Annotated in this window: 21 protein-coding genes; 20 read left to right on the top strand and 1 reads right to left on the bottom strand. The window is 71.1% G+C overall.

Annotation, left to right across the window (positions count from 1 at the left end; translation table 11 throughout):
• Positions 1–223: UTP--glucose-1-phosphate uridylyltransferase (locus VGW35_13925; GenBank protein HEV8308755.1), on the top strand; the 223-nt coding region annotated here is incomplete at its 5' end.
• 145 nt (positions 224–368) lie between these two features.
• Here the strand turns inward: VGW35_13925 and VGW35_13920 are convergent.
• Entirely contained in the window at positions 369–575 is a 207-nt protein-coding gene (locus VGW35_13920; GenBank protein HEV8308754.1) for a hypothetical protein, read from the bottom strand.
• A 300-nt stretch (positions 576–875) separates the two neighbouring features.
• On the opposite strand from VGW35_13920, the gene VGW35_13915 reads away from it, so the two are divergent.
• From VGW35_13915 to VGW35_13825, 19 genes are all read left to right on the top strand, one after another.
• On the top strand, positions 876–2,105 hold the full coding sequence (locus tag VGW35_13915) for a nicotinate phosphoribosyltransferase (protein ID HEV8308753.1): 1,230 nt from the start codon (positions 876–878) through the stop codon (positions 2,103–2,105).
• 46 nt (positions 2,106–2,151) lie between these two features.
• The gene (gene trpC / locus VGW35_13910) at positions 2,152–2,952 is read left to right on the top strand and encodes an indole-3-glycerol phosphate synthase TrpC (protein HEV8308752.1); all 801 of its coding nucleotides are present in this window, start codon (positions 2,152–2,154) and stop codon (positions 2,950–2,952) included.
• A gap of 51 nt (positions 2,953–3,003) precedes the next feature.
• Positions 3,004–3,639, top strand: coding sequence for a phosphoribosylanthranilate isomerase (locus VGW35_13905; protein HEV8308751.1), 636 nt, complete (start codon positions 3,004–3,006; stop codon positions 3,637–3,639).
• The gene (gene trpB, locus VGW35_13900) at positions 3,632–4,873 is read left to right on the top strand and encodes a tryptophan synthase subunit beta (protein ID HEV8308750.1); all 1,242 of its coding nucleotides are present in this window, start codon (positions 3,632–3,634) and stop codon (positions 4,871–4,873) included. Before VGW35_13905 ends, trpB begins: the two co-directional genes overlap by 8 nt.
• A complete protein-coding gene (trpA, locus tag VGW35_13895) occupies positions 4,860–5,678 on the top strand; it encodes a tryptophan synthase subunit alpha (protein ID HEV8308749.1) in 819 nt (272 codons plus the stop codon). Before trpB ends, trpA begins: the two co-directional genes overlap by 14 nt.
• Before the next feature lie 132 nt (positions 5,679–5,810).
• Complete coding sequence (gene accD / locus VGW35_13890; GenBank protein HEV8308748.1) at positions 5,811–6,659, top strand: acetyl-CoA carboxylase, carboxyltransferase subunit beta; 849 nt, start codon at positions 5,811–5,813, stop codon at positions 6,657–6,659.
• 14 nt (positions 6,660–6,673) lie between these two features.
• A complete protein-coding gene (locus VGW35_13885) occupies positions 6,674–7,996 on the top strand; it encodes a folylpolyglutamate synthase/dihydrofolate synthase family protein (protein HEV8308747.1) in 1,323 nt (440 codons plus the stop codon).
• A gap of 79 nt (positions 7,997–8,075) precedes the next feature.
• Positions 8,076–9,035, top strand: coding sequence for a DUF72 domain-containing protein (locus VGW35_13880; protein HEV8308746.1), 960 nt, complete (start codon positions 8,076–8,078; stop codon positions 9,033–9,035).
• 521 nt (positions 9,036–9,556) lie between these two features.
• The gene (gene lptD, locus VGW35_13875; protein HEV8308745.1) at positions 9,557–11,635 is read left to right on the top strand and encodes an LPS assembly protein LptD; all 2,079 of its coding nucleotides are present in this window, start codon (positions 9,557–9,559) and stop codon (positions 11,633–11,635) included.
• The gene (locus VGW35_13870; GenBank protein ID HEV8308744.1) at positions 11,632–12,753 is read left to right on the top strand and encodes a DegT/DnrJ/EryC1/StrS family aminotransferase; all 1,122 of its coding nucleotides are present in this window, start codon (positions 11,632–11,634) and stop codon (positions 12,751–12,753) included. Before lptD ends, VGW35_13870 begins: the two co-directional genes overlap by 4 nt.
• Entirely contained in the window at positions 12,741–13,694 is a 954-nt protein-coding gene (locus VGW35_13865) for a GDP-mannose 4,6-dehydratase (protein HEV8308743.1), read from the top strand. Before VGW35_13870 ends, VGW35_13865 begins: the two co-directional genes overlap by 13 nt.
• 173 nt (positions 13,695–13,867) lie before the next feature.
• Complete coding sequence (locus tag VGW35_13860; GenBank protein ID HEV8308742.1) at positions 13,868–14,803, top strand: GDP-mannose 4,6-dehydratase; 936 nt, start codon at positions 13,868–13,870, stop codon at positions 14,801–14,803.
• A gap of 157 nt (positions 14,804–14,960) precedes the next feature.
• Positions 14,961–15,767: an ABC transporter permease gene (locus tag VGW35_13855; protein HEV8308741.1), complete on the top strand. Its 807-nt coding sequence runs from the start codon at positions 14,961–14,963 to the stop codon at positions 15,765–15,767.
• A complete protein-coding gene (locus VGW35_13850) occupies positions 15,764–17,014 on the top strand; it encodes an ABC transporter ATP-binding protein (GenBank protein HEV8308740.1) in 1,251 nt (416 codons plus the stop codon). The genes VGW35_13855 and VGW35_13850 overlap by 4 nt, the downstream gene beginning before the upstream one ends.
• Positions 17,011–18,327: a class I SAM-dependent methyltransferase gene (locus VGW35_13845; protein ID HEV8308739.1), complete on the top strand. Its 1,317-nt coding sequence runs from the start codon at positions 17,011–17,013 to the stop codon at positions 18,325–18,327. The genes VGW35_13850 and VGW35_13845 overlap by 4 nt, the downstream gene beginning before the upstream one ends.
• Before the next feature lie 62 nt (positions 18,328–18,389).
• The gene (locus VGW35_13840; protein HEV8308738.1) at positions 18,390–19,574 is read left to right on the top strand and encodes a glycosyltransferase family 4 protein; all 1,185 of its coding nucleotides are present in this window, start codon (positions 18,390–18,392) and stop codon (positions 19,572–19,574) included.
• Positions 19,567–20,760 carry a glycosyltransferase family 4 protein gene (locus tag VGW35_13835; GenBank protein ID HEV8308737.1) on the top strand — a complete coding sequence of 398 codons (1,194 nt, stop codon included), beginning with the start codon at positions 19,567–19,569 and terminating at the stop codon, positions 20,758–20,760. The genes VGW35_13840 and VGW35_13835 overlap by 8 nt, the downstream gene beginning before the upstream one ends.
• On the top strand, positions 20,757–21,848 hold the full coding sequence (locus VGW35_13830) for a glycosyltransferase (protein HEV8308736.1): 1,092 nt from the start codon (positions 20,757–20,759) through the stop codon (positions 21,846–21,848). The genes VGW35_13835 and VGW35_13830 overlap by 4 nt, the downstream gene beginning before the upstream one ends.
• A 25-nt stretch (positions 21,849–21,873) precedes the next feature.
• Positions 21,874–23,052 (top strand): glycosyltransferase family 4 protein, encoded by a 1,179-nt coding sequence (locus tag VGW35_13825; GenBank protein HEV8308735.1) that lies wholly within the window; start codon positions 21,874–21,876, stop codon positions 23,050–23,052.
• Positions 23,053–23,066 lie beyond the last annotated feature (14 nt).

Genomic DNA, 23,066 nt, shown 5'->3' with positions numbered 1-23,066 from the left:
CCCGATCCTGGCCGAGACCCCGCCCGACCACCGCGGCGAGATCCAGCTCACCGACGCGCTGCGTCGCCTGCGGGAGCGACGTCCGCTCTACGCCGTCCGCTTCGCCGGGCGGCGCTTCGACACCGGGGACAAGCTCGGGTTTCTGAAGGCCACGGTGGAGATGGCCCTGGCCCGGCCCGACCTCGCCGAGCCCTTCCGGACCTACCTCAAGACCGTCATCTGATCTTCGGAGGGGGCCTCAACGGCCCCCTCCGAGGCCTCCCCCAGGATCGTTGCGGCGGCACAGCCGCCGCTCGGAACGGAACACCACCCGTCAGCGGTCGGGCAATCCGCTGCGCGTGGTGACTCTGCTTACTGCGGCGGGACCCTCAGACGGTGTGGAGACGCTCCTCGGGCACCTCGACCCGCTTCACGCCCTTGAAGGTGAAGAGCAGCTCCACGAGATAGGTCGGCGGGTCGGTCGACGTCTGCTTCACCACGGTCCCCAGCGCTTCCCGCACGTTCTCGCTGAAGGACACGCCCTGGATCGTGAGGTGTGACAGATCCACCTTGACCCGCTGGTTCGGCGACCACATACGACCTCCGACACGCCCTGGGCGACGGCGTCCGCCTCGGCCGCTCGCTTTCATCGTACCGCATCGGCCAGCCGGTGTGGCCGCGGCCCGCCGCTTCGGCCGGGGCCGCGGAGGCCCGCGAAGGTTGCCGGGGCCGGGATCTTCTGATAAGATCGCCTTGCCTTCACGCCCGGCCATGACGAGAATTTCCGTGAGCCTTTTCGCGGCCTTCGATCCCTCGAGCCCCCCGGCCACGTCCTTCGGGACGGAGGGGAGCGAGGGCGACTGGTCGCTGATCATCACGCTGCCGAAGAGCACCCCGTGACGCCAGGGTCTCGCTCCGACCCGCCGAAGCCCCTGTTCCACCTGGCCACGCCGGAGGACATCAAGGCGGGGCGCGTGGCGGACGTCTACTTCAACCGGACCGTCCAGATCCTCCGGGCCCGCGGGATCCGGACGCGGGCCAAGGCCGAGGTGCGCCTCAAGAGCCTGCCGTCGGACTGGAGCTGGGGCATCCTCGCCGGCCTCGAGGAGGCCGCCCACCTCCTCGAGGGTCTGCCCGTGACGGCGACGGCGATGGACGAGGGGACCGTCTTCGAGCCGTACCAGCCGGTCCTCACCATCGAAGGAGTGTACCTGGACTGGGCGGAGTACGAGACCGCCCTGCTCGGCCTGCTCTGTCAGGCCTCGGGGATCGCGACCAAGGCCGGCCGCTGCAAGAAGGCCGCCGGAGAGCGACAGGTCATCAGCTTCGGCGCGCGCCGCATGCACCCGGCGATCGCCCCGATGATCGAGCGCAACGCCTTCGTGGGCGGCTGCGACGGGGTCGCCGTGACCAAGGCCGCCGAGCTGATCGATGCCGATCCCATGGGGACGATTCCCCACGCCCTCGTGCTCATGATCGGCGATACCGTCGAGGCGTTACGGGCCTTCCATGAGGTCATCGATCCGAAGGTGCGGCGCGTCGCGCTGATCGACACGCTCCAGGACGAGAAGTTCGAGGCGATCCGGGTCGCCGAGGCGCTGGGCCGTGATCTCTACGCGGTGCGGCTCGACACGCCCTCCTCCCGCCGAGGCGACTTCTTCCGCATCCTGGAGGAGGTCCGCTGGGAGCTCGACTACCGGGGGTTCAGCCACGTGAAGCTGATCGCCTCGGGCGGGATCGACGAGTACCAGATCCCGCGGCTCAACCCGCTGGTCGACGCCTACGGGGTCGGCACGGCGATCGCCAGCGCCCCTGTGCTCAACTTCGCGCTCGACATCATGGAGATCGACGGTCAGCCGATGGCCAAGCGTGGGAAGCGATCCGGCTCGAAGCTCGTCTATCGCTGCCGGGCCTGCCGGGAAACGATCGTCGTCCCCGCCCACCAGCCGCGCACGCACTGCCGCTGCGGTGGCCAGTACGAGGCGCTCCTGAAGCCCCTGATCCGCGAGGGACGCCTCGTCCGGGACCTCCCTCCGCCCCGCACACTCCGCGAGCATGTGCTCGAGGAGCTCCATCACGTCACGCTCGACGCCCCGGGGCGGGGCGGTTCCCGGGCCGACTACTGACCAGGGCGATTCTCCGCCGTCGAGGCCGGTGTTAGGCTAATCGTCCATGGCGTCTCCAGCCGGGATCCTCGCCAAGATCGTCGCCGCCAAGCGCGTGGCCGTCGCCGCCCGCCAGGCCGGGGCACCGCGCCCCGTCCTCGAAGCCCGCGCCGCGAGCCTGGCGCCCGCGCGCGACGTGGCGGCCGCGCTGACGCCGCGCCCGCCCGGCCGGGTCCGGCTGCTGGCCGAGCTCAAGCGCGCCTCGCCTGTCGCGGGGCTGCTGGCCCGCGACTTCGACCCGGTCCCGCTCGCCCCCGCCTATGTCGCCGCCGGCGCGGCCGCGCTGTCGGTCCTGACCGATCCGCACTTCCAGGGCAGCCTCGCCGACCTCGACGCCGTCCGCGCCCTCGTGGACTGCCCGCTCCTCGAGAAGGACTTCGTCGTGGACGACTACCAGCTCTGGGAAGCCCGCGCCCACGGCGCCGACGCGGTCCTCCTCATCGTGGCGATCCTCGAGCCGGCCCGGCTCGTCGATCTCTACCAGACGGCCAAGGGGCTCGGGCTCTCCATCCTCGTCGAGGTGCACGACGAGGCCGAGCTCGACGCGGCGGCGGAGCTGGGCGCGGGCCTGATCGGCATCAACAACCGCGACCTCGAGACCTTCCGGACCGACCTCGCGACGACGGAGCGGCTGGCGCCGCGGGCGCCGGCTGGCGTGCGGCTCGTCTCGGAGAGCGGGATCGCGACGCCGGCCGACGTGGCCCGGGTCGCCGCCGCCGGGGCCCACGCGATCCTGGTGGGCGAGGCGCTGTCGCGGAGCGGCGACCCGGCCGCCAAGGTGCGTGAGCTCACGGGAGGACCCGCGTGACCGGGCCGGTACGGAAACGGCCGTCCGCTCGAGTGACCCGAGGGTAGAGCCATGACGGTCCGGGTCAAGGTCTGCGGGATCACCAACGTCGATGACGCGCTTCTCGCGGCGGAGGCGGGCGCCGACGCCCTCGGCTTCATCTTCGTCGAGGGAACGCCCCGCTACGTGACACCGGCTCGAGCGGCTGCGATCATCGCCGCGCTTCCGCCGTTCGCGTGTCCGGTCGGCGTCTTCTGGGACCATCCGCCGGCCCAGGTGCGGGCGGTCGCCGAGGAGTGCGGGCTCCAGGCCCTTCAGCTTCACGGGACGGAGCCGCCCGAAATGGTGGCGGCGTTCCGCCTCCCCGTCCTCAAGACCGTGAAGGTGGCCGGCCCCGCCGACCTCGCGCTCCTGGCGCGCTACAAGCCCGCCGCCTTTCTTCTCGACAGCCCGGCCCGGTGGAGCGAGGGCGAGGCCCGGCGCCCGATCTCGTGGACGCTCGCGCGCGAGGCCGGGCAGCGCGGGCGGATCATCCTCTCGGCGGGGCTCACCGCGGACACGGTGGGCGAGGCCATCCGCCTGGCCCGTCCCTTCGGCGTCGACGTCAACTCGGGCGTCGAGGCCGCCCCCGGCCGGAAGGACCCCGAGAAGGTCCGCCGCTTCGTTCGGGCGGCGCGCGCCGCGGCCCTGGAAGCCTCCGATGGGTAAGCGGCCCCGGCTGCCCGACCGCGCAGGCCACTTCGGCCCCTTCGGAGGTCGCTACGCTCCCGAGACGCTGATGACCCCGCTCCTCGAGCTGGAGGCGGCCTATCGGGAGGCGACGCGGGACCCCGCCTTCCGGACCCGGCTCCAGGAGCTCCACCGTCGCTATGTGGGGCGCCCCACGCCGCTCACCTTCGCCGCGCGGCTCTCCGCGCACGCCGGAGGCGCCCGGATCTACCTCAAGCGGGAGGACCTCTGCCACACCGGGGCTCACAAGATCAACAACACGCTGGCCCAGGGACTCCTCGCCGTCCGCATGGGGAAGCCGCGGATCATCGCCGAGACCGGCGCCGGCCAGCACGGCGTGGCGACGGCGACCGTCGCCGCGCTTCTCGGGCTCGCCTGCGAGGTGTACATGGGCGAGGAGGACATGGCGCGGCAGGCGCTCAACGTCTTCCGGATGGAACTGCTGGGGGCGCGGGTCCTGCCCGTGCGCTCCGGGAGCCGCACGCTCAAGGACGCGATGAACGAGGCCCTGCGCGACTGGGTCACGAACGTCCGCACGACCTACTACTGCATCGGCTCGACGGCCGGGCCCCACCCCTATCCGATGATGGTCCGCGACTTCCAGTCGGTCATCGGGCGTGAGGTACGACGGCAGATGCCGGAGGGGCTGCCGGACGTTCTGGTCGCCTGCGTCGGCGGGGGCTCGAACGCGCTGGGCTTGTTTCACCCGTTCCTCGGTGAGGCCTCGGTGCGGCTCGTCGGTGTCGAGGCCGCCGGGGAGGGGCTCGAGACGGGCCGCCATGCGGCGCCGCTTTCGGCCGGCCTGCCCGGCATCCTCCATGGAAGTCTCTCCTACCTGCTGCAGGACGAAGACGGGCAGGTGCGGCCGGCCCACTCCATCTCGGCCGGCCTCGACTACCCGGGGGTGGGACCGGAGCACGCCTGGCTGAAGGACGTCGGCCGCGCCGAGTACGTGGCGGTGACCGACCGGGAGGCGCTCGAGGCCTTCGGCCTGCTGGCGCGGCTCGAAGGGATCATTCCCGCCCTCGAGTCGGCCCACGCGGTGGCGCACGTACTCCGGCTCGCCCCCACCCTGCCGCGCCAGCGCCGCATCGTGGTCGGGCTCTCCGGGCGCGGCGACAAGGACGTCGACGCCGTGCGGGCGGTGCTCGCCCATCGATCGACGGCCGAGCGCGGTCCTCTGGACCCGGACGATCGCCGTGGGGCGCATTGAAACGACCTTCGCGCGGCTCCGCGCCGAGGGAGCGCGGGCCCTCATCCCGTATTTCACCGCGGGAGACCCGAGCCTCGAGGTGACGCGGAGCCTGGTGGCGGAGGCGGCCGGGCGCGGGGCGGATGTGATCGAGCTGGGCCTGCCGTTCTCGGACCCGCTGGCCGACGGCCCCACCATCCAGCGGGCCGGAAGCCGCGCCCTGGCGGGCGGGGTGAGCCTGGCCAAGCTCCTCCCGATGGCCGCGAGCCTGCGGGGCCACGTCGCGGCGCCGCTGGTGCTGATGACGTACCTGAACCCCCTCTATCGGTACGGCCTCGAGGCGGCCACGCGCGACCTCGCCACGGCGGGCTTCGCGGGGCTGATCGTCCCCGACCTCCCGCTCGAGGAATCCGATCCCCTGGCCCGTGCGGCGGAGGCGGCCGGCCTCGACCTCGTCTACCTGGCGGCTCCGACCAGCGGGTCGGCTCGCCTCCGCCGCATCGCGCGCGCGAGCCGGGGATTCGTCTATCTGGTTCCGCTGACCGGCCTCACCGGCGAGCGCGCCGCGCTCCCGCCAGACCTGGTGACGCTGATCCGGGACCTCCGCGCGGTGACCACGAAGCCGATCTGCGTGGGGTTCGGCCTCTCGACGCCCGATCACGTCGCCGAGGTCGTCCGCTACGCTGACGGCGCCATCGTCGGCAGCGCCATCGTGCGTCTCGTCGAGAGCCTGCGGGACGACCCGGCCCTGGTGCAGAAGGTGGGCGGCTTCATCGCGGCTCTGAAGGCCGCGACGAGGGAGACTCCGCCCGTCGCTCGGGCGTAAAATCGAGTCATGCTGGTCGTCCGACACCGAATCCCGCGGGGAGGCAGGCCCGATCTCTTCACCGAATGGCGAAGGGCCGGGCTTCGCCCGGAGGGCATTCTGCGGGGGGCGTAGCCCCCCTCCGAAAGGGCTATGGCCTGGATCTTCGGGAAGAAGGACAAGAAAGTCGTCATCACCCAGGGCCTCTGGATCAAGTGCGACGCCTGCCGGGAGATCGTCTACCGCGCGGACGTCGAGAAGAACGCCCGGACCTGTCCGCGGTGTGGCGCCGCGTTCCGGCTCTCGGCCCGAGAGCGCCTCACCCTCCTGCTCGACCCCGGCTCGTTCGAGGAGCGCGACGCCGGGCTCCGCTCGCAGGACCCGCTCGGCTTCAAGGACAGCCGCGGGCGCTACCGGGACCGTCTGATCGCCTCGCGGGAGAAGACCCGGAGCGAGGAGGCCGTCGTCTCGGGCCTCGGCCGGATCGGCGGCTTCCCGGTGGTGGTCTGCGTCTTCGAGTTCGCCTTCATGGGCGGAAGCATGGCGTCGGTCGTCGGCGAGAAGATCGCGCGCGCCATCGAGCTGGCCGCCCGGAAGCGGACGCCACTGTTCATCGTCACCACCTCGGGCGGCGCCCGGATGCAGGAGGGCGTGCTGTCGCTGATGCAGATGGCCAAGACCTCGGCCGCCCTCGGCCGGCTCGCCGACGAGCGCGTCCCCTACGTCGTCCTGCTGGCCGACCCGACCACCGGCGGAGTGACCGCCTCCTTCGCGATGCTCGGCGACGTCATCCTGGCCGAGCCGCGGGCGCTCATCGGGTTCGCCGGGCCGCGGGTCATCCAGGAGACCATCCGGCAGCCGCTCCCGGAAGGCTTCCAGCGCTCCGAGTTCCTGCTCGAGCACGGCATGATCGACCTGATCGTCGAGCGGAAGGAGCTGCGCGAGCTCCTCCGACGCCTCCTCGCCTTCTTCGCCGAGCCCGCGGAGTCCCCCGCGCCCTGACCGCGTGGGCCGTCATGCCCCCCGTCGACCCTGTCGCCTGGCTCTCGCGCTTTTCCCACTTCGAGCGCTCCGGGATGCGGCCGGGGCTCGAGCGGATCGAGGCGCTCCTGGCCGCCCTGGGACATCCGGAGACCGGCCTGCGCATCCTCCACGTCGGTGGGACCAACGGCAAGGGGTCGGTCTCGGCCCTGGCCGAGGCGATCCTGCGGGCGGCGGGATACCGGACCGGGCTCTACACATCCCCGCACCTTCTCGACATCACCGAGCGCGTCCGGATCGGTGGCGCGCCGATCACGCCAGCGGCCCTCACGCGTTACGCCGAGGCGCTGGCGCCGCGGGTCGAGACCGATGGGGCCACCTTCTTCGAGGTGATGACGGCGGTGGCGCTGGCCGCCTTCCGGGGCGAGGGGGTGGAGGCGGCCGTGCTCGAGGTCGGGCTCGGCGGGCGCTGGGACGCGACGAACGTCGGCGCCCCGCTCGCCTCGGTGATCACCCGCATCGACTACGACCACCAGGAGTACCTCGGCCGCCGTCTCTCGGAGATCGCCGCCGAGAAGGCCGCCATCATCCGGGGCGGCGTGGCGCTGTCCGCCGCCCAGCCGCCCGAGGCCATGGCCGTCATCGAGGCGCGCTGCCGGAATGTCGGGGTCCCGTTACTCGTGGAAGGGCGGGAGCTGCGGGTCGAGGTTGTCCGCTCGGATCTCGCCGGGCACCGCCTACACGTCCGCTGCCCGGGCGTTCGTCTCGACGATCTCCCGCTGGCGCTCCTCGGCCTCTTCCAGCCGGCCAACGCGGTCCTGGCCGTCGGTGCCGTGCGGGCGTTCGCGGGCGCGGCCGGGCTCACGGTGTCGGACGCGGCCATTCGCGCGGGCTGCGCCACCGTGCAATGGCCGGGACGGTTCCAGGTGGTGCCTGGAGCGGCGGGCCGCCGCCCGGCCATCGTCCTCGACGGTGCCCACAACCCCGCCGGGGCCGCCGCCCTGGCCGCGTCCCTCGCCCACTACTTCCCGGGCGCGCGCCTGACCGTGATCGCCGGCATTTCGGCGGACAAGGACCGCGCGGGCATGCTCAAGGCCCTGGCGCCGCTGGCCGCGCGGGTCGTGCTGACCGCCGCTCGGAATGCCCGGGCGACCCCGCCCGCCGAGCTGCGGGCGGCCCTCGAGCCCGTGGAGGCGGATGTCACGCTGGCGCCCGACGCCGCCTCAGCCCTGGAGCTGGCGCTCGGCGACGCGGCTGCCGACGTCGTCTGCGTGGCGGGCTCGCTCTTCCTGGTGGCGGACGCTCTCCGGTGGCTTCAGGCCCAGGGGATTCTCGGCCCTGGCCTTCCCGGATCCTGACGCCCCCGTCGTCCTGGCGGCCGCCCCCCCCGGGCCGACCGAGTACCGGGTCGGGTGCGCGTCCTGGCTCGACCGGTCCTTGATCGCCTCGGGGCGCTTCTACCCCCGCCCGCGGATGTCGGCCGAGGATCGCCTCCGCTGGTACACCCGGTTCTTCGACGTCGTCGAGGTCAACGCGACCTACTACGCGCTCCCCTCGCCCCGGAATGCGCTCCTCTGGGTCGAGCGCACGCCGCCGGGCTTCCTCTTCCAGGTCAAGGCGTACAGCCTGATGACCGGCCACCACCCGCGCGTCGACACGCTCCCACCCGACCTCCGTCTGATGCTGCCCGAGGACGTGCCGCTGCGCCCGCGAGGCGAGGTGGAGCGGGACCGCTTTCCCGCCGAGGCCCTCGATCGGAGCTTCGAGCTGTTCCGGGAGGGACTCCGCCCGCTCGCCGAGGCCGGGAAGCTCGGCTACATCCTCTTCCAGCTGGCGCCGTGGGTCCGCTACCACGAGACGACCCTGGATTACCTGGCCTCGCTCCCGCGGCGGCTGCCGGGCTGGGCGGTCGCGGTCGAGTTCCGGAACCAGACCTGGATCCCGGAGCGGACCGAGGAGGTGCTTCGCTTCCTCGCCGATCACGGTCTCATCTTCGTCTGCATCGATGCCCCGTGGCAGCCGTTCATCCCGGCGGCGACGGTGCCCGGCTGGGTGACCTTCCGCCTCCATGGCCGGAACGTCGAGGGCTGGCTGGCCCAGCTGGCCGGGAAGGAGCCGACCGTCGCCGAGAAGTACGACTACCTGTACGGTGCCGATGAGCTCGCGGCCATCGCCCGCCGGGCGCGGGCCTTCGGGGGCCACGCCCGGCGGGTCGCGGTGACGTTCAACAACAACAACCTGGACTACCCCATCCAGAACGCGCTCGACCTCAAGCGTCTCCTGGGACTCGAGGCGGTGGAGGTCGAAGCGCCGCGCGACAGGCCGCATGCGGTCCGGCGACGCCGGGCCGAACCCACCAGCGATCTCTTCATGCGCGAGCCCGAGACTGACCGCTAGGGCATGGGAGGGGGCCTCGACGGCCCCCTCCCATGCCTCCCCCAGGAGGGTTGCGGCGGCGAAGCCGCCGCTCGGACCGCTGCTCGGTGTAGACCATGCTCGGTCCTAGGCGCTCGTTACTCCGACAGACTCCTAGGTCATTTCGGGGGGTCTCGGAAGACCCCCCGATGCCTCCCGTCGTGGCGGCGGTGAAGCCGCCGCTCGGAGCATTCCTCGATGCACCACGCCCTCGGTGGGCGGCGCCGGGCGACTCCGACACACTCCGCGCCGAACGCCCGGCCAGACGGCGGTGGGCAATTGCGCGGCCGGTCATCCATCTGGTACGATGCCCGGGATCAGCGCGCCTTGCCGGCTTGGCGGCCGCGCGCACCACGCGTCTGAGGTCGAGCGCCGCAGCGCCGAGGGGGAGGTTGGTGCCCGGGACGCGCCCGGTCTGGATGGTTCTTGCCGTGATGTGTCTCGTGCCTGCCCCGGCGCTGGGGCAGGAGCGGCGTGAGCTCTCTCTGGGGGCGGAGGCTCCCGTGACCCTCTTTGCGGATCGCGTCCAGAACCTCGAACGCGAGCGGCTCGTGATCGCCGAGGGCCGCGTCGAGATCGAGCAAGGCGACGTGCGCCTCGAGGCCGAGCGCGTCGAGGTCAACACCGAGACGGGAGAGGCCGTCGCGACGGGCCGGGTCGTGTTCTTCGACGGCCGCGACCGCCTCGTCGGCGAGCGGCTCGAGTACAACTTCCGCACGGGGACGGGCGTCATTTACCAGGCGGAGGCCTTCGTCGAGCCCCACTTCTTCTTCCTCGGCAACCGGATGGAGCGGTTCGGTGAGAAGGCCTTCCGCCTCGCCGGCGGCGTCTTCACGACCTGCGAAGGGGAGTCGCCGGCCTGGCACGTGCGGTGGGGTGAGGCGACGGCCTACCTCGACGACTGGGTGTGGGGCACCAACGCCTCCTTCTGGATCGGGCGGGTGCCGATCGTGCCCTTCATCCCCTTCTTCGCGGCGAACCTCCGCAAGCAGCGCTCGAGCGGCCTCCTGGTTCCCACCTTCGGCAGCAGCAGCGCCAAGGGCTTGTACTACCAGCAGCCCATCTACTGGGTGATCTCGGACAGCCAGGACCTCACCCTGACCCCCACCTACTACGGCAGCCGAGGCTGGGGCCTCGGCGCCATCTACCGGTACGTGTGGCGGGAAGAGTCGCGGGGCGAGATGGAGGGATTCGGACTGCAGGACACTCGCCGGCACGAAGGGCGCTGGGTGTACGGCGTGCGTCACGAGGAGCAGTTCACCCCGAAGCTCACGCTCAAGGCGGACATCGCGCAGGTCAGCGATGACCAGTACTTTTCCGATTTCGGCAACACGCTCGACGAGCAGAGCAAGCAGCGGCTCGATTCGAACATCTCGCTCACCCAGCGGTGGGAGAAGTGGAACCTCGTGAACCGCCTGGGCTTCTATGAGGACCTCACGACCGATGTCCCGATCGAGCTGAACCGCCTGCCCGAGCTCAAGCTCAACGCGTTCTCCCAGCCGGTGCCCGGGCTCGGCGGCCTCCTCTACGAGCTGGAGACCTCCTACAACAACTTCGTCCGGGACGTGGGCTCGGACGGGCAGCGCTTCGACATCCGCCCGGTGCTCTCCTTCCCGTTCTCGGCCGGCGGGTACGTCTCGCTCACGCCGCGGCTGGCGGGCCGCGAGACCGTCTACGACACCAAGGTCATCGGAATCAAGCAGGACCGTGGCTTCTTCGTCGAGAACACGGTCAAGGAAGCGGTGACCCGCTCGCTGTTCGAGGCGGCCCTGGACCTGGAGACCCGTGCCTACCGGGTCTTCGATCTCGGCGGCGCCATGGGGATTCAGCGCCTCCAGCACGCCATCGAGCCGCGGCTCACCTACAACTACATCCCCGACGTCAACCAGGACAACCTTCCCCAGTACGACGGGACGGACAAGATCCGGCCGACCAACGGCGTCGCCTACTCGTTGACCAACCGGATCAAAGCCCGGAGTGTCAGCGAGGAAGAGGGGAAGGCGGGACGCGTCTGGGAGCTCGCTCGTCTGACGCTCTCGCAGAGCTATGACCTCGAGCAGCCGCCGCGGACGGAGCCAACCTCCCCCATCAATCAGCCGGTGCCCACTCCGTCGCCGGCCCCGCCGGTCTTCCCGCCGCCGGCCGTCAAGGGCAACCGCCTGTCCGACCTCACGGCCGACTTCCTGTTCGAGCCGGTTCTGGGGATCCAGTTCCGGGCCAACGCCGTCATGAACGTCTACGACAAGGGGCGAGTCAGCTCGGCGACCACGGACCTGTCCTACGAGGCCAAGGAGGCCAAGGTGACGCTCGGGACCCGGCACGGCGACGGAGGCCGGCTCCAGTTCGTCCAGGGGACCCTGACCACCCAGCTCGGCCCTCGATGGGTCTTCCGGTTCTCGACCAACTACGACATCGAGAGCGGAACGATCGTCGAGAACCGCTTCGAGGTGGACTTCCGCGAGCAGTGCTGGGCGACGACGCTCGCCTATGTGCATCGGACGAGCGACGACGAGTTCCGCGTCACCATCAACCTCCTGGAGCTCGGCCATTACGGGTTCGGGCGGGTCTTCGCCTCGCAGTGAAGATCCCGCAGTTCGACCTGACGCGCCAGAACGCCCTCATCGACCCGGAGATCGAAGCGGCGATCCGGGGCGTCCTGCGCAGCGGGCGCTTCATCCTCGGGCCGGAGGGCCAGGCGTTCGAGGCCGAATGCGCCGCCGCGCTCGGCGTCGGGCATGCCATCGGCGTCGGGTCCGGGTCGGATGCGCTCAAGCTGGCGCTGGCCGGACTGGGGATCGGGCCCGGCGACGAGGTGATCACCCCGGCCTTCTCGTTCGTGGCCTCGGCCACCGCCGTCCTCCAGGTCGGCGCCCGGCTGTCCTTCGTGGACGTCGACCCTCGCACGCTGACGCTCGCCCCCGAGCTACTGGCGGCGGCGGTCACGCCGCGGACCCGTGCCATCATCTCCGTGCACCTCTACGGGTTGCCGGCGGCGATGGAGCCGATCCGGCGCGTCGCCGACGCCCGCGGGCTCTTCGTGATCGAGGACGCCGCCCAGGCCTTCGGGGCCACGCTGAACGGCCGGCCGGTGGGAAGCCTGGGCACCGCGGCGGCCTTCAGCTTCTACCCGACCAAGCCGCTCGGCGCCTACGGGGATGCCGGACTGATCGCCACCGACGACGGGGAGCTGGCGGCGCGGCTCCGTCGCCAGCGCAACCACGGGCAATCGCAGAAGTATGCCCACCTCGAGCTCGGCTGGAGCAGCCGCCTCGACGAGCTCCAGGCGGCCATCCTCCGCGTCAAGCTCCGTCACGCGGCGGCCTGGACCGAGGCCCGCCGCCGGGTCGCGGCGCGCTACAGCGCGGGGCTGGCCGGCTGCCCGCTGACCCTGCCGGTCGAGCCGTCCGGGTCCCGGCACGTGTTTCACCAGTACACGATCCGGACACCGCGCCGGGACGCGCTCATCAAGCACCTGGCGGCAGCCGGCATCGGCACCGCGTGCCACTACCCCCAGCCGATCCCCGGGCAGCCGATGTTCCGGAGCCTCGGCCTGGATCCGGCCGCCTGGCCGGCGGCCTGGACCGCCTCCCAGGAAGTGCTCTCGCTGCCCTGCTTTCCGGAGCTCACGGAGGCCGAGGCCGACGCCGTCATCGCGGCGATCCAGAGCTTCTTCGAAGGAGACGCCGAATGCGAGTCCTGATCACGGGTGTGACCGGCTTCGTCGGAAGTCACCTCGCCGACTATCTGGTCGCGCGCGGGGACGTCGAGGTCTACGGGATCCACCGCTGGCGGAGCCGCATGGACAACGTCGAGCACCTCCGCGGCCGGATCGAGCTGGTCGAGTGCGACCTCCGCGATGCGGCGGCCGCCCGCCGCATGATGGCCACCCTTCGCCCCGACCGGATCTTCCACCTGGCCGCCCAGAGCTACGTCCCGACCTCGTGGCTGGCGCCCGCCGAGACGCTCACCGGCAACGTGATCGCGCAGCTCAACCTCTTCGAGGCGGTCCGCGAAGAGCGGTTCGCGACGCAGTTCCACATCGCCGGGTCCAGCGAGGAGTACGGGTTCGTGCGGCCGGATGAGATCCCGATCCGCGAGGAAAACCCGCTGCGGCCCCTCTCCCCCTACGCCGTCTCGAAGGTCGCCCAGGACTACCTGGCCTACCAGTACTGGATGAGCTACGGCCTCCACGCGGTTCGCACGCGCGGCTTCAACCATACCGGCCCCCGGCGCGGTGAAGTGTTCGTGACCTCGAACTTCGCGCGCCAGATCGCCGAGATCGAGAAAGGCCTCCGGGAGCCGATCGTCTGGGTCGGCAACCTGGAGGCGATCCGGGACTTCACGGACGTGCGCGACATGGTGCAGGCCTACTGGCTCGCCCTCGAGCGGGGGGAACCCGGCGAGGTCTACAACATCTGCTCCGGACGGGGCTACGCGGTCCGCAACGTGCTCGACATCCTGCTCGACGTGGCCCACGTCAAGGTCGAGGTGCGGGAGGATCCCACGCGGCTCCGGCCGTCCGACGTGGAGGTGCTGCTCGGTGACTGCACGCGCTTCCGACGGATCTCCGGGTGGGAGCCGACCATCCCCTTCGAGGTGACACTGAAGGATCTCCTGGAATACTGGCGCCAGCGCGTCTAGTTGTTCGGAGGGGGGGCTACCATCCCCCCGGAGAATGCCCTCGCGGCGAAGCCGCGCCGTTCGGCATTCGCCGAACGGATCGGGCCTGCCTCCCCCCAGCCCGGTGACCACGAGGTCCTCGGGTCACCCGGGAGAGCACGCGGCCCACTGACGGAGGGACGACTACGAAGGTTCTGATTACCGGCATCGCAGGGTTCGCCGGGAGCCACCTCGCCGAGCTGGCGCTTCGGGAGGGCGCCGCGGTCGCCGGGACGTTGCTGCCCGGGGCATCGGCGGAGAACCTGGCCGGGCTGGGGGGACTGATCCGGACGATCCCCTGCGACCTCACCGAGCCCGGCGCGGTTGCGCGCGTCCTCGAGGAGGTCCGGCCGGACCGGGTCTTCCACCTCGCCGGGGCCAGCGTGGTGGGAACCTCCTGGGCGCGGCGAGCCGAGGTCCTTCGGGCGAACCTCGACGGGACCTTCCAGATCCTGGAAGGGCTCCGCAGCGTCCCGGCGGCGTGTCTGGTCGTCTCCTCGGCCGAGGTCTACGGGGCGGTGCCCGAGGCCGCTCAGCCCATCGGAGAGACGCAGCCCATCTGCCCGCTGTCGCCCTACGCGCTCTCCAAGGCCTGCCAGGAGCTCTACGCGGGCTACTACGTCCGCGTCGAGCAGCTTCCCATCGTGATCGTGCGAGCCTTCAACCACGTGGGACCCCGCCAGGGTCCGGGCTTCGTGTGGAGCGACATCGCCCGCCAGATCGCGGCGATCCAGAAAGGGCTCGGCCCGCCGGTGCTGGAGGTCGGCACGCTCACCACCCGCCGGGACTTCACGGACGTGCGCGACATGGTCCGCGCCTACTGGCTCCTCCTCGACCGGGCCCGGCCGGGTGAGATCTACAACGCCGCATCCGGGCGTGCCGTGATGATCCGCGAGATCGTCGACGGGTTCCTCGCCCTGGCCGGGTGCCCGATCGAGGTGCGCCCGAGCCCCGAGCGAGTGCGACCCGTCGACATGCCGCTCCTCCTGGGGGACGCGAGCCGGCTCCGCGCCCTCACCGGCTGGACGTCCGGGATCCCGCTCGAGCAGAGCCTCACTGACGTGCTGGCCGACTGGCACCAGCGCGTGTGAGCCGGCCCGGTTTCCGCGCAGAAGCTTCCGCCGCGTCACGGCTCAGATCGTTCTCGCCGCACTGACCGAGGCGCTTCCGAGCGCGGGCTTTGCCCGCGCAACCCGGGGGGAGGTTTCGGAGGGGGGTCCTGCCCCCCTCCGACTATAATAGAGGGTCATGGTCGCGCATTTCCGTGAGTTGTATCGATTTCGCACGTTGATCGCCACCCTCGTCGTGCGCGAGCTCCGAGCCCGCTACCGGGGCTCGTTCCTCGGCTTTCTGTGGTCGTTCCTGAACCCCCTCCTGCTCATGCTCGTCTACGTCCTCGTCTTCTCCGTCTACCTGCGGGTGCCGATGGAGCACTACGCGGTCTTCCTCTTCACGGGCCTCCTCCCCTGGCTCTGGTTTTCCTCGTCGCTCGGCCACGCCACCGGGGTGATCGTCGGCTCCGGGGCGCTGGTGAAGCGGATCCTCTTCCCGGCCGAGATCCTGCCGCTGGTCTCGGTGCTGTCGAACCTGCTGAACCTCCTGCTGTCCCTGCCGCTCCTCTTCGTCTTCCTTCTGGCGTTCGGGATCCGGCCGGGGGCGGTGATCGCCTTCCTGCCGGTGCTGCTCCTGATCCAGTTCGTCCTGACGGTCGGACTGGCCCTGCCGCTGGCCGCCGTCAACGTCCACCTCCGGGACGTGGAGCAGATCCTGTCGAACCTCCTGGTGCTGCTTTTCTTCCTGTCGCCCATCCTCTATCCGGTCTCCACGGTCCCGCTCACGGTCCACGTCGGCGGCGCGCTGAGCGTGCCCCTCCGCCCGCTCTACTTCCTCAACCCGATCGCCGGACTGGTCCAGGGCTACCAGAACATCATCTTCTTCGGTCGGGAGCCGCACTGGATCCATCTGGCGATGGTGGCCGCGTGCGCGGCCGTCGCCTTCATCGGGGGCTACTGGATCTTCGACCGCCTGCGCGACAGCCTGGCGGAAGAGGTGTGAGGCGGGTGGAACCCGAGATCGCCGTCTCCATCCGCCAGCTCTCCAAGCGGTTCCGCCTCCACCGAGGGCGCCAGGTGTTCACCGTGAAGGACCTGTTCGTGCGCGGCGGGAGCGCCGCGCTGTTCGCAGGCGAGGAGCTGTGGGCGCTCCGGGACCTGTCCCTGGACCTGCCGCGCGGTCGCATGATCGGCATCATCGGCTCGAACGGCTCCGGAAAGTCCACCCTCCTCAAGCTGGTGGGCGGCATCCTGAAGCCCACCTCGGGCACGATCCGCGTGACGGGCCGCGTCTCGGCGCTCATCGAGCTCGGGGCCGGGTTCCATCCCGAGTTCACGGGGCGCGAGAACGTCTACGTGAACGGCATCCTGCTCGGGCTCTCGCGGTCCGAGATCCGGGAACGCTTCGACGAGATCGTCGCCTTCGCCGGACTCGACGCGTACATCGACAATCCGGTGAAGACGTACTCGTCGGGCATGTACATGCGACTCGGCTTCGCCATCGCGGTGGCGGTGGAGCCCGACATCTTGCTGATCGACGAGGTGCTGGCGGTCGGGGACGAGGCATTCCAGCACAAGTGCGTGGGTAAGATCCAGGAGTTCAAGGGCCAGGGAAAGACGATGCTGCTCGTCTCTCACGACCTGGGCGGCGTCGAGCGGCTGTGCGACGTGGTGGTCTGGCTGCACGGCGGGTGCCTCATGGCCCAGGGCCGGCCGCGCCAGATCATCGACCAGTACCTCGGCCACGTGGCCAGCGAGGAGGCCCAGGCGCTGGGCGCCGAGCACCGCCAGGCCGAGGCCGAGGCGGCGGCGGGCACCGCCCAGCGGTGGGGGAGCCGCGAGATCGAGCTCACCCGCGTGCGTCTGGTCGACCGGGCCGGTGCCGAGCGCTACCTCTACGACGCCGGCGAGCCGTGCACGATCCACCTGACCTACCGCGCGCACCGGCCGGTGGACGATCCGGTGATCGGCATCGGGATCTTCCGCAAGGACGGGGTCTGTTGTTACGGTACCAACACGGCGATCGATGGGCTGGCCCTCGGCAAGCTGGCCGGAGAGGGCGAGCTGACCGTGGCGCTCCACCGCCTCGACCTCGTGGAAGGCGAGTACCTCCTCGACGTGGCGGCCCACGCGCGCGACGGGCACCCCTACGACTACCACAGCCGGCTCTACGCGTTCGCGGTGCGCTCGCGGGTCAAGGATACCGGGGTCGCCCGGCTGGCGCACGAGTGGAGAGTGCCGAGCCCATGACGGACGCGAGCGGCGGCGTCGACGTCGCGCAGTTGATGGCGGAGATCAAGGAGCGGGTCCGCCAGCGGCGGGCCTCCGGCTTCTATTCGGACGACGAGGTCCGCCGGATCGCGCAGATGGAGCTGGAGGTCGCGGAGGTCTTGCCGGCGTTCCATGAGGAGGTGGAGCACCATCTCGGCGTCCTGAACGACGCCTGGGACGTTCTGCGCGACCCCGCCATCAGCTCGCACCGGCCGGCCCTGGGCTCGCTCATCGTCGGCGCGAAACGGCTCTGGTGGCGCCTGGCCCGTCCCTACAGCAAGCTCGTGCTGCAGCGCCAGATCGAGCTGAACACGGCCGTGGTCCACCTCCTCAACGCCTTCGTGCTGCCGGTCCGCGATCGCCTCAAGGACGGGATGGCGGGGCTCCAGCGCAAGATCGAGGAGCTGTCCCTGGCCATGCACGAGCGGCTGACGGCCGAGCACGCCGAGGCCCTCAAGCGCCACCTGGAGCTGGCGCGGCGAGTCGACGGACTGGTGGGTGAACTGGTGGCGCTCCGGACCGCCCTGGACCGAACCCGGGGCGCCGCGGGGGTGACGGTGCCGCCGCCGAGCCTCGTGGTGCCGGCCGACGCCGGGCGCCTGCCGGCCGAGGCCTACCTCAAGTTCGAGGACCGCCACCGAGGGAGCCGCGAGGAGATCCGCCAGCGGCAGAAGGGCTACCTCGACCTCTTCGCCGAAGGGCCGCTCCTGGACGTGGGGTGCGGGCGCGGAGAGTTCCTCGAGCTCTGCCGCGAGGTCAAGGTCGAGGCCCGCGGCATCGACACGGACCCGGCGATGGTTGCGGCCTGCCGCGAAGCCGGCCTCGAGGTCGCCGAGGCCGACGCCCTCGCCTACCTCGGAGGCCTGACCGACGGGTCGCTCGGCGGTGTCTTCTGCTCCCAGGTGATCGAGCACCTGCCTCCGGAGGCGTTCATCGCGCTCGTCCGCCTGGCCCACGCAAAGCTCAAGCCGGGCGGGGTCCTCCTGTGCGAGACCCCGAACCCGGAGTGCCTCACCGTCTTCTCGGGAGCCTTCTACGTCGACCTCACGCACCTCAAGCCGATCCACCCCCAGGCGGCCGTCTTCGTCCTGGAGGCGGCGGGGTTCCGGGACGTGGAGGTGCGCTACGTCAACCCCTATCCACCCGAGGCCGGACTCCAGCCCCTGGAGCCGCTCTGGTACATGCGGCGATACGAGGAAGCCTTCCTCACGGCGCTCAACGACAACTTCAAGCGGCTCAACCAGCTCCTGTGGGGCGCCCAGGACTACGGCGTCATCGGCCGCAAGCCATGAGGCCCTTGCGGTACGCTCTCCCCAACCCTCTCCCTGGAAGGGAGAGGGGGTAGGAAGCCCGTATGAAGGTGGCGTTCGTGGTGCCTCGTTACGGCGATGGCATCGTCGGCGGCGCCGAGACGCTGACCCGCGGCCTCGCCGAGCACCTGGCCGCCACCGGCGCGGCGGTCGAGGTGCTGACGACGTGCGCCCGCGATCACCTCACGTGGAAGAATGCCGTCCGCCCCGGCGCCCGTGCCGAGCGCGGGGTCACCGTGCGGCGGTTCCGGGTCAAGCCCCGGAACGAGCGGCGATTCGACTGGCTCCAGCGGCGCATCCTCACCGGCCACCGCCTCAGCCCCGAGGACGAGCGCCGCTGGGCCGAGGAGTCGGTGTCGAGCCCAGACCTCTTCGCCCACCTCGTCCGCCACCGGGCCGACCACAACGTGGTCTGTTTCGCCCCCTACCTCTTCGGCACGACGCTCCGCGGCGTCCCACTCGTCCCGGAGCGGGCCGTCCTCATCCCCTGCCTCCACGACGAGCCGTTCGCCCACCTCGGGATCGTGCGCGCGAGCTTCGAGACGTGCCGGGGCTTCATCTTCAACTCGCCCCCCGAGGCGGAGCTGGCCCGCCGGCTCTACGGGGTCCAGGATCGCCCGGCGGGGGTCGTCGGCCTCGGCTTCGATCCCCTGCCCCCCGTCGACGCGCAGGCGATCGACCGCTTCCGTCGCCGGCACGGGCTGGCGGGGCCGGTCGTCCTCTACCTCGGGCGCAAGGAGACCGGGAAGAACGTTGGCCTCCTCATCGAATACGTCCGCCGCTACCGGGAGGCCCATCGGCGGGAGGTCACCCTCGTGCTGGCGGGTGAAGGCCCGGTGACGGCCTCTCCGGGCGATGCCGGCGTGCGCGACCTCGGCTACCTGGATCGCCAGGAGAAGACGGTGGCCTACGCCGCTGCCACCGTCGTCTGCCAGCCGTCGCTGAACGAGTCCTTCTCGATCGTGCTGATGGAGGCGTGGCTCGCCGGACGGCCCGTCCTCGTCCACTCGGCGTGCCCGGTCACGACCTACCACCTGTACCGGGCGGACGGCGGCCTGGTGTTCGGCGACTTCTACGAGTTCGCCGAGGCGCTGACGCTTCTCCTCGACGACGAGGCGCTCCGGGGAAAGCTCGGCGCCCAGGGGCGCGCCTACGTCGAAGCCGAGTACGCCTGGCCCGAGGTGACGGCGCGGCTCACGGAGACGCTGGCGCGGGTCTGCCATGCCTGACACGCTGGCCTTCGTGGTGCCCTGGTACGGCCCGGCCATCGCGGGTGGCGCCGAGGCCGAGTGCCGGGCGACCGCCCGGGCGCTCGCCGAGCGGGCCGTGCCCGTGGAGATCCTGACCACCTGCGCCCGCGACCATGCCTCCGAGTGGATAGACCACCACCCGGAGGGGGTGACGGAGGAGGACGGCCTCCGCGTCCGGCGCTTCAAGGTGCGCCCGCGCGCCCCGAAGCGCTACGCCCGGCTCCAGTGGCGACTCGACCTCGGCGGGAGCCTGACCTCCTTCGAAGAGGAAGACTTCGTCCGGGAGTCGATCCACTCGAACGACCTCTACGCCTTTCTGGCGGCGGAGCGGGAGCGGTACTGGTACGCCTTCATCCCCTACTGCTTCGGGACGACGTGGGAGGGTGCGCTCGTCGCGCCGGACCGCTCGGTGCTCATCCCCTGCCTCCACGACGAGCCCTTCGCCCACCTCATGTGGACGCGACGGGTCCTGCGGGCGGTGCAAGGCGTCCTCTTCCACGTCTCGGCCGAGCGCGCGCTCGGCGAGACGGTGGCCGGGGGTGACCCCGGTTCCTTCTTCCTGGTGGGCGAGGGGGTGGACACCCGGATCGGCGGCGACCCCGAGCGGTTCCGCCGGAAGTACCGGATCTACGACCCCTTCCTCCTCTATGCCGGCCGGAAGGCGCGTGAGAAGAACACGCCGCTCCTGGTCGAGTACTATGCCCGCTATCGGCTCACGCACCCCGAGCGGCCGCTCAAGCTGGTCCTCATCGGCTCGGGCGGCGTCCGGATCCCCGAGCGTCTCGCTCAGGATGTGCTCGACCTCGGCTTCGTGCCGCCCCAGGACAAGTACGACGCCTACGCCGCCGCGGTCGCGCTCTGCCAGCCGTCACTGCTCGAGAGCTTCTCCATCGTCATGATGGAGGCCTGGCTCTGTGGCACCCCGGCCCTCGTCCACGGCCGCTGCGCGGTCACGCGGGACCACTGCCTGGCCTCGAACGGGGGCCTCTTCTTCGCGGAGTACTTCGAGTTCGTCGAGGCGGTGGAGCTGCTCCTCGGCGATGCGGCGCTGCGAGGACAGCTCGCCGCCAACGGGCGCGCCTACGTGCTGGCGAACTTCACCTGGGACCGGGTGACCGCGAACTACCTCGACGTCCTGCGGCGGCTGGGAGCCCGCGTGGGATGACCGGGCGCCTGGACCACGTGCGAGCCATTCACCAGCTCGCCTCGAACTTCGACTACGGGGACGCCATCGGCAACCACATCCGGGCCCTCCGCGGCCTCATCAGGCAGTGGGGATACGCGTCCGATGTCTACGCCCAGTACATCCACGAGGGGCTCTCCCGGGAGGCGCGCTTCTACACGCGCTATCGCGACGTATCCGACCCGGCCAACGTCGTCCTGTTCCACTTCTCGATCGGCTCGGAGGTCACCAGCTTCTTCGCCGGCCTGCCCGACCGGAAGGTCCTCGTCTACCACAACATCACGCCGGCCGAGTATTTCGTCGGGGTGAACGCGCGGGTGGCCGATCGCTGCCGGCGAGGCCGCTGGGAGCTCCAGCGCCTGGCCGCGGTGACCGACCTCGCCCTCGGCGTCTCGGAGTTCAACCGGCGGGAGCTCGAGGCGGCGGGGTTTCGCCGGACGGGGGTGCTGCCGATCCTCGTCGACTGGAAGGGCTACGCCCTGGCCCCGGTGCGCAGCCTCGTGGACGCCTACCGCGAGGGAACCAATCTGCTCTTCGTCGGGCGGATCGCGCCGAACAAGCGCGTCGAGGACCTGATCAAGACGTACTACTTCTACCGGCGCCTCGACCCCGGCAGCCGGCTCCTCGTCGTCGGCTCGTCGGTCGACACGGAGGGCTACCTGGCCGGCTGCCAGAAGCTCGCGGCCGAGCTCGGGGTCCTCGACGGGGTCGTCTTCACCGGCAGCGTATCGCAGGCCGACCTCGGCACCTACTACCGGCTCGCGTCCGTCTACCTGTCCGCGTCGGAGCACGAGGGGTTCGGCGTTCCCCTGCTGGAGGCGATGCACTTCGGGGTCCCCATCGTGGCCTACGCCGCCGCCGGTGTGCCGGGCACCCTGGGCGGCGCCGGACTGCTGGTCGCGGAGAAGGACTTCCCGATGATCGCCGAGCTGATCCACCGGGTGGTGACCGAGCCGACCCTGCGGGCGGCCATCGTGGGCGGGCAGCGAGAGCGCCTCGAGGCCTTCGACCCCGAATGCATCGGCCAGGAACTGCGGGGGCATCTGGCGGACCTGGCGGCGCAGCCGTGACACGAACCCCTCGGACCCGACGCGCGTGAAGCGGCTTCGGCTCGGCTTCGTCGTACAGCGCTATGGCCCCGAGATCGACGGCGGCGCCGAATACGAATGCCGGCGCGTCGCCGAGGCCCTGGCGCCGTACCACGACATCGAGGTCCTGAGCACCTGCGCCCGCGACTACCTCACCTGGAGCAACGCCTACCGTCCGGGCCTCACGACCGAGAACGGCGTCCGGGTCCGCCGCTTCCCGGTCGACCGGTCGCGGCGGGTCCGCGCGTTCGGGCGTTACGCCGATTGGCTCTACGCGCATCCCCATACCTTCTTCGACGAGGCCGAGTGGGTGCGCCGCCAGGGACCGCTCGCCCTGTCGCTGGTGGAGTGGATCCGGGAGCACGCCGACGACCACGACGGCTTCCTCTTCTTCACCTACCTCTACCTCCCGACCCTCCTCGGCCTGCCGCTGGTGGCCCACAAGGCCGTCCTCGTGCCCACGGCCCACGACGAGCGCCCGATCGCCCTCGACCTCTTCCGCAGCCTGTTCCGGCTTCCGCGGGCGCTGGTCTTCCAGGTGGAGGAGGAGCGGGCCTTCGTCGAGGGGCGCTTCCACACGGCCCACATCCCGTCGGCCGTGATCGGGGCCGGCGTGGATCCGGTGGCGGACGCCCAGCCCGACCGCTTCCGTCGCCAGGCCGGGCTCGCCGGGCCCTATCTCCTGTATGTCGGGCGCGTCGACGTCGAGAAGGGCTGCCGCGAGCTGATCGACGCCTTCCTCGCCTGGCGGGCCCGCAGCGCCGAGCCGCTCACCCTCGTCCTGATGGGGACGCCGGCCATGCGGCTTCCGCGGCACCCCGCCCTCCTTCCGCTCGGCTTCCGACCGGACGCCGAGAAGTGGGACGCCCTCACCGGCGCCATGGCGCTCGTCATGCCGTCGCCCCACGAGAGCTTCTCTTTCGTCCTCCTCGAGGCCTGGGCCCAGGGGACGCCGGTCCTCGCCACCGCGCGGTCGGCCGTCCTTCGCGGCCACCTCGCGCGGTCCGGCGGCGGCTTGCTCTACGAGACGCCCGCGGATTTCGCCGGGCGGGTGGACACCCTCGTGACCGACGAGGCGCTCCGAAAGGGTTGGGGCGAGCGGGGCCGGGCCTACGTCGACGCCCGCTACCGCTGGCCAGCGATCACCCGCCACTACCTCGAGTTCCTGGCGCAGGTCTTCGCCTGAGAGCCGCAACCCCA

It is taken from the genome of Candidatus Methylomirabilota bacterium (genome assembly GCA_036005065.1).
Classification (GTDB): Bacteria; Methylomirabilota; Methylomirabilia; order Rokubacteriales; family DASRDR01; genus DASYQW01.
The sequence above is the reverse complement of the archived record's forward strand: the minus strand, read 5'-3'. Positions and strand labels throughout refer to the sequence as shown.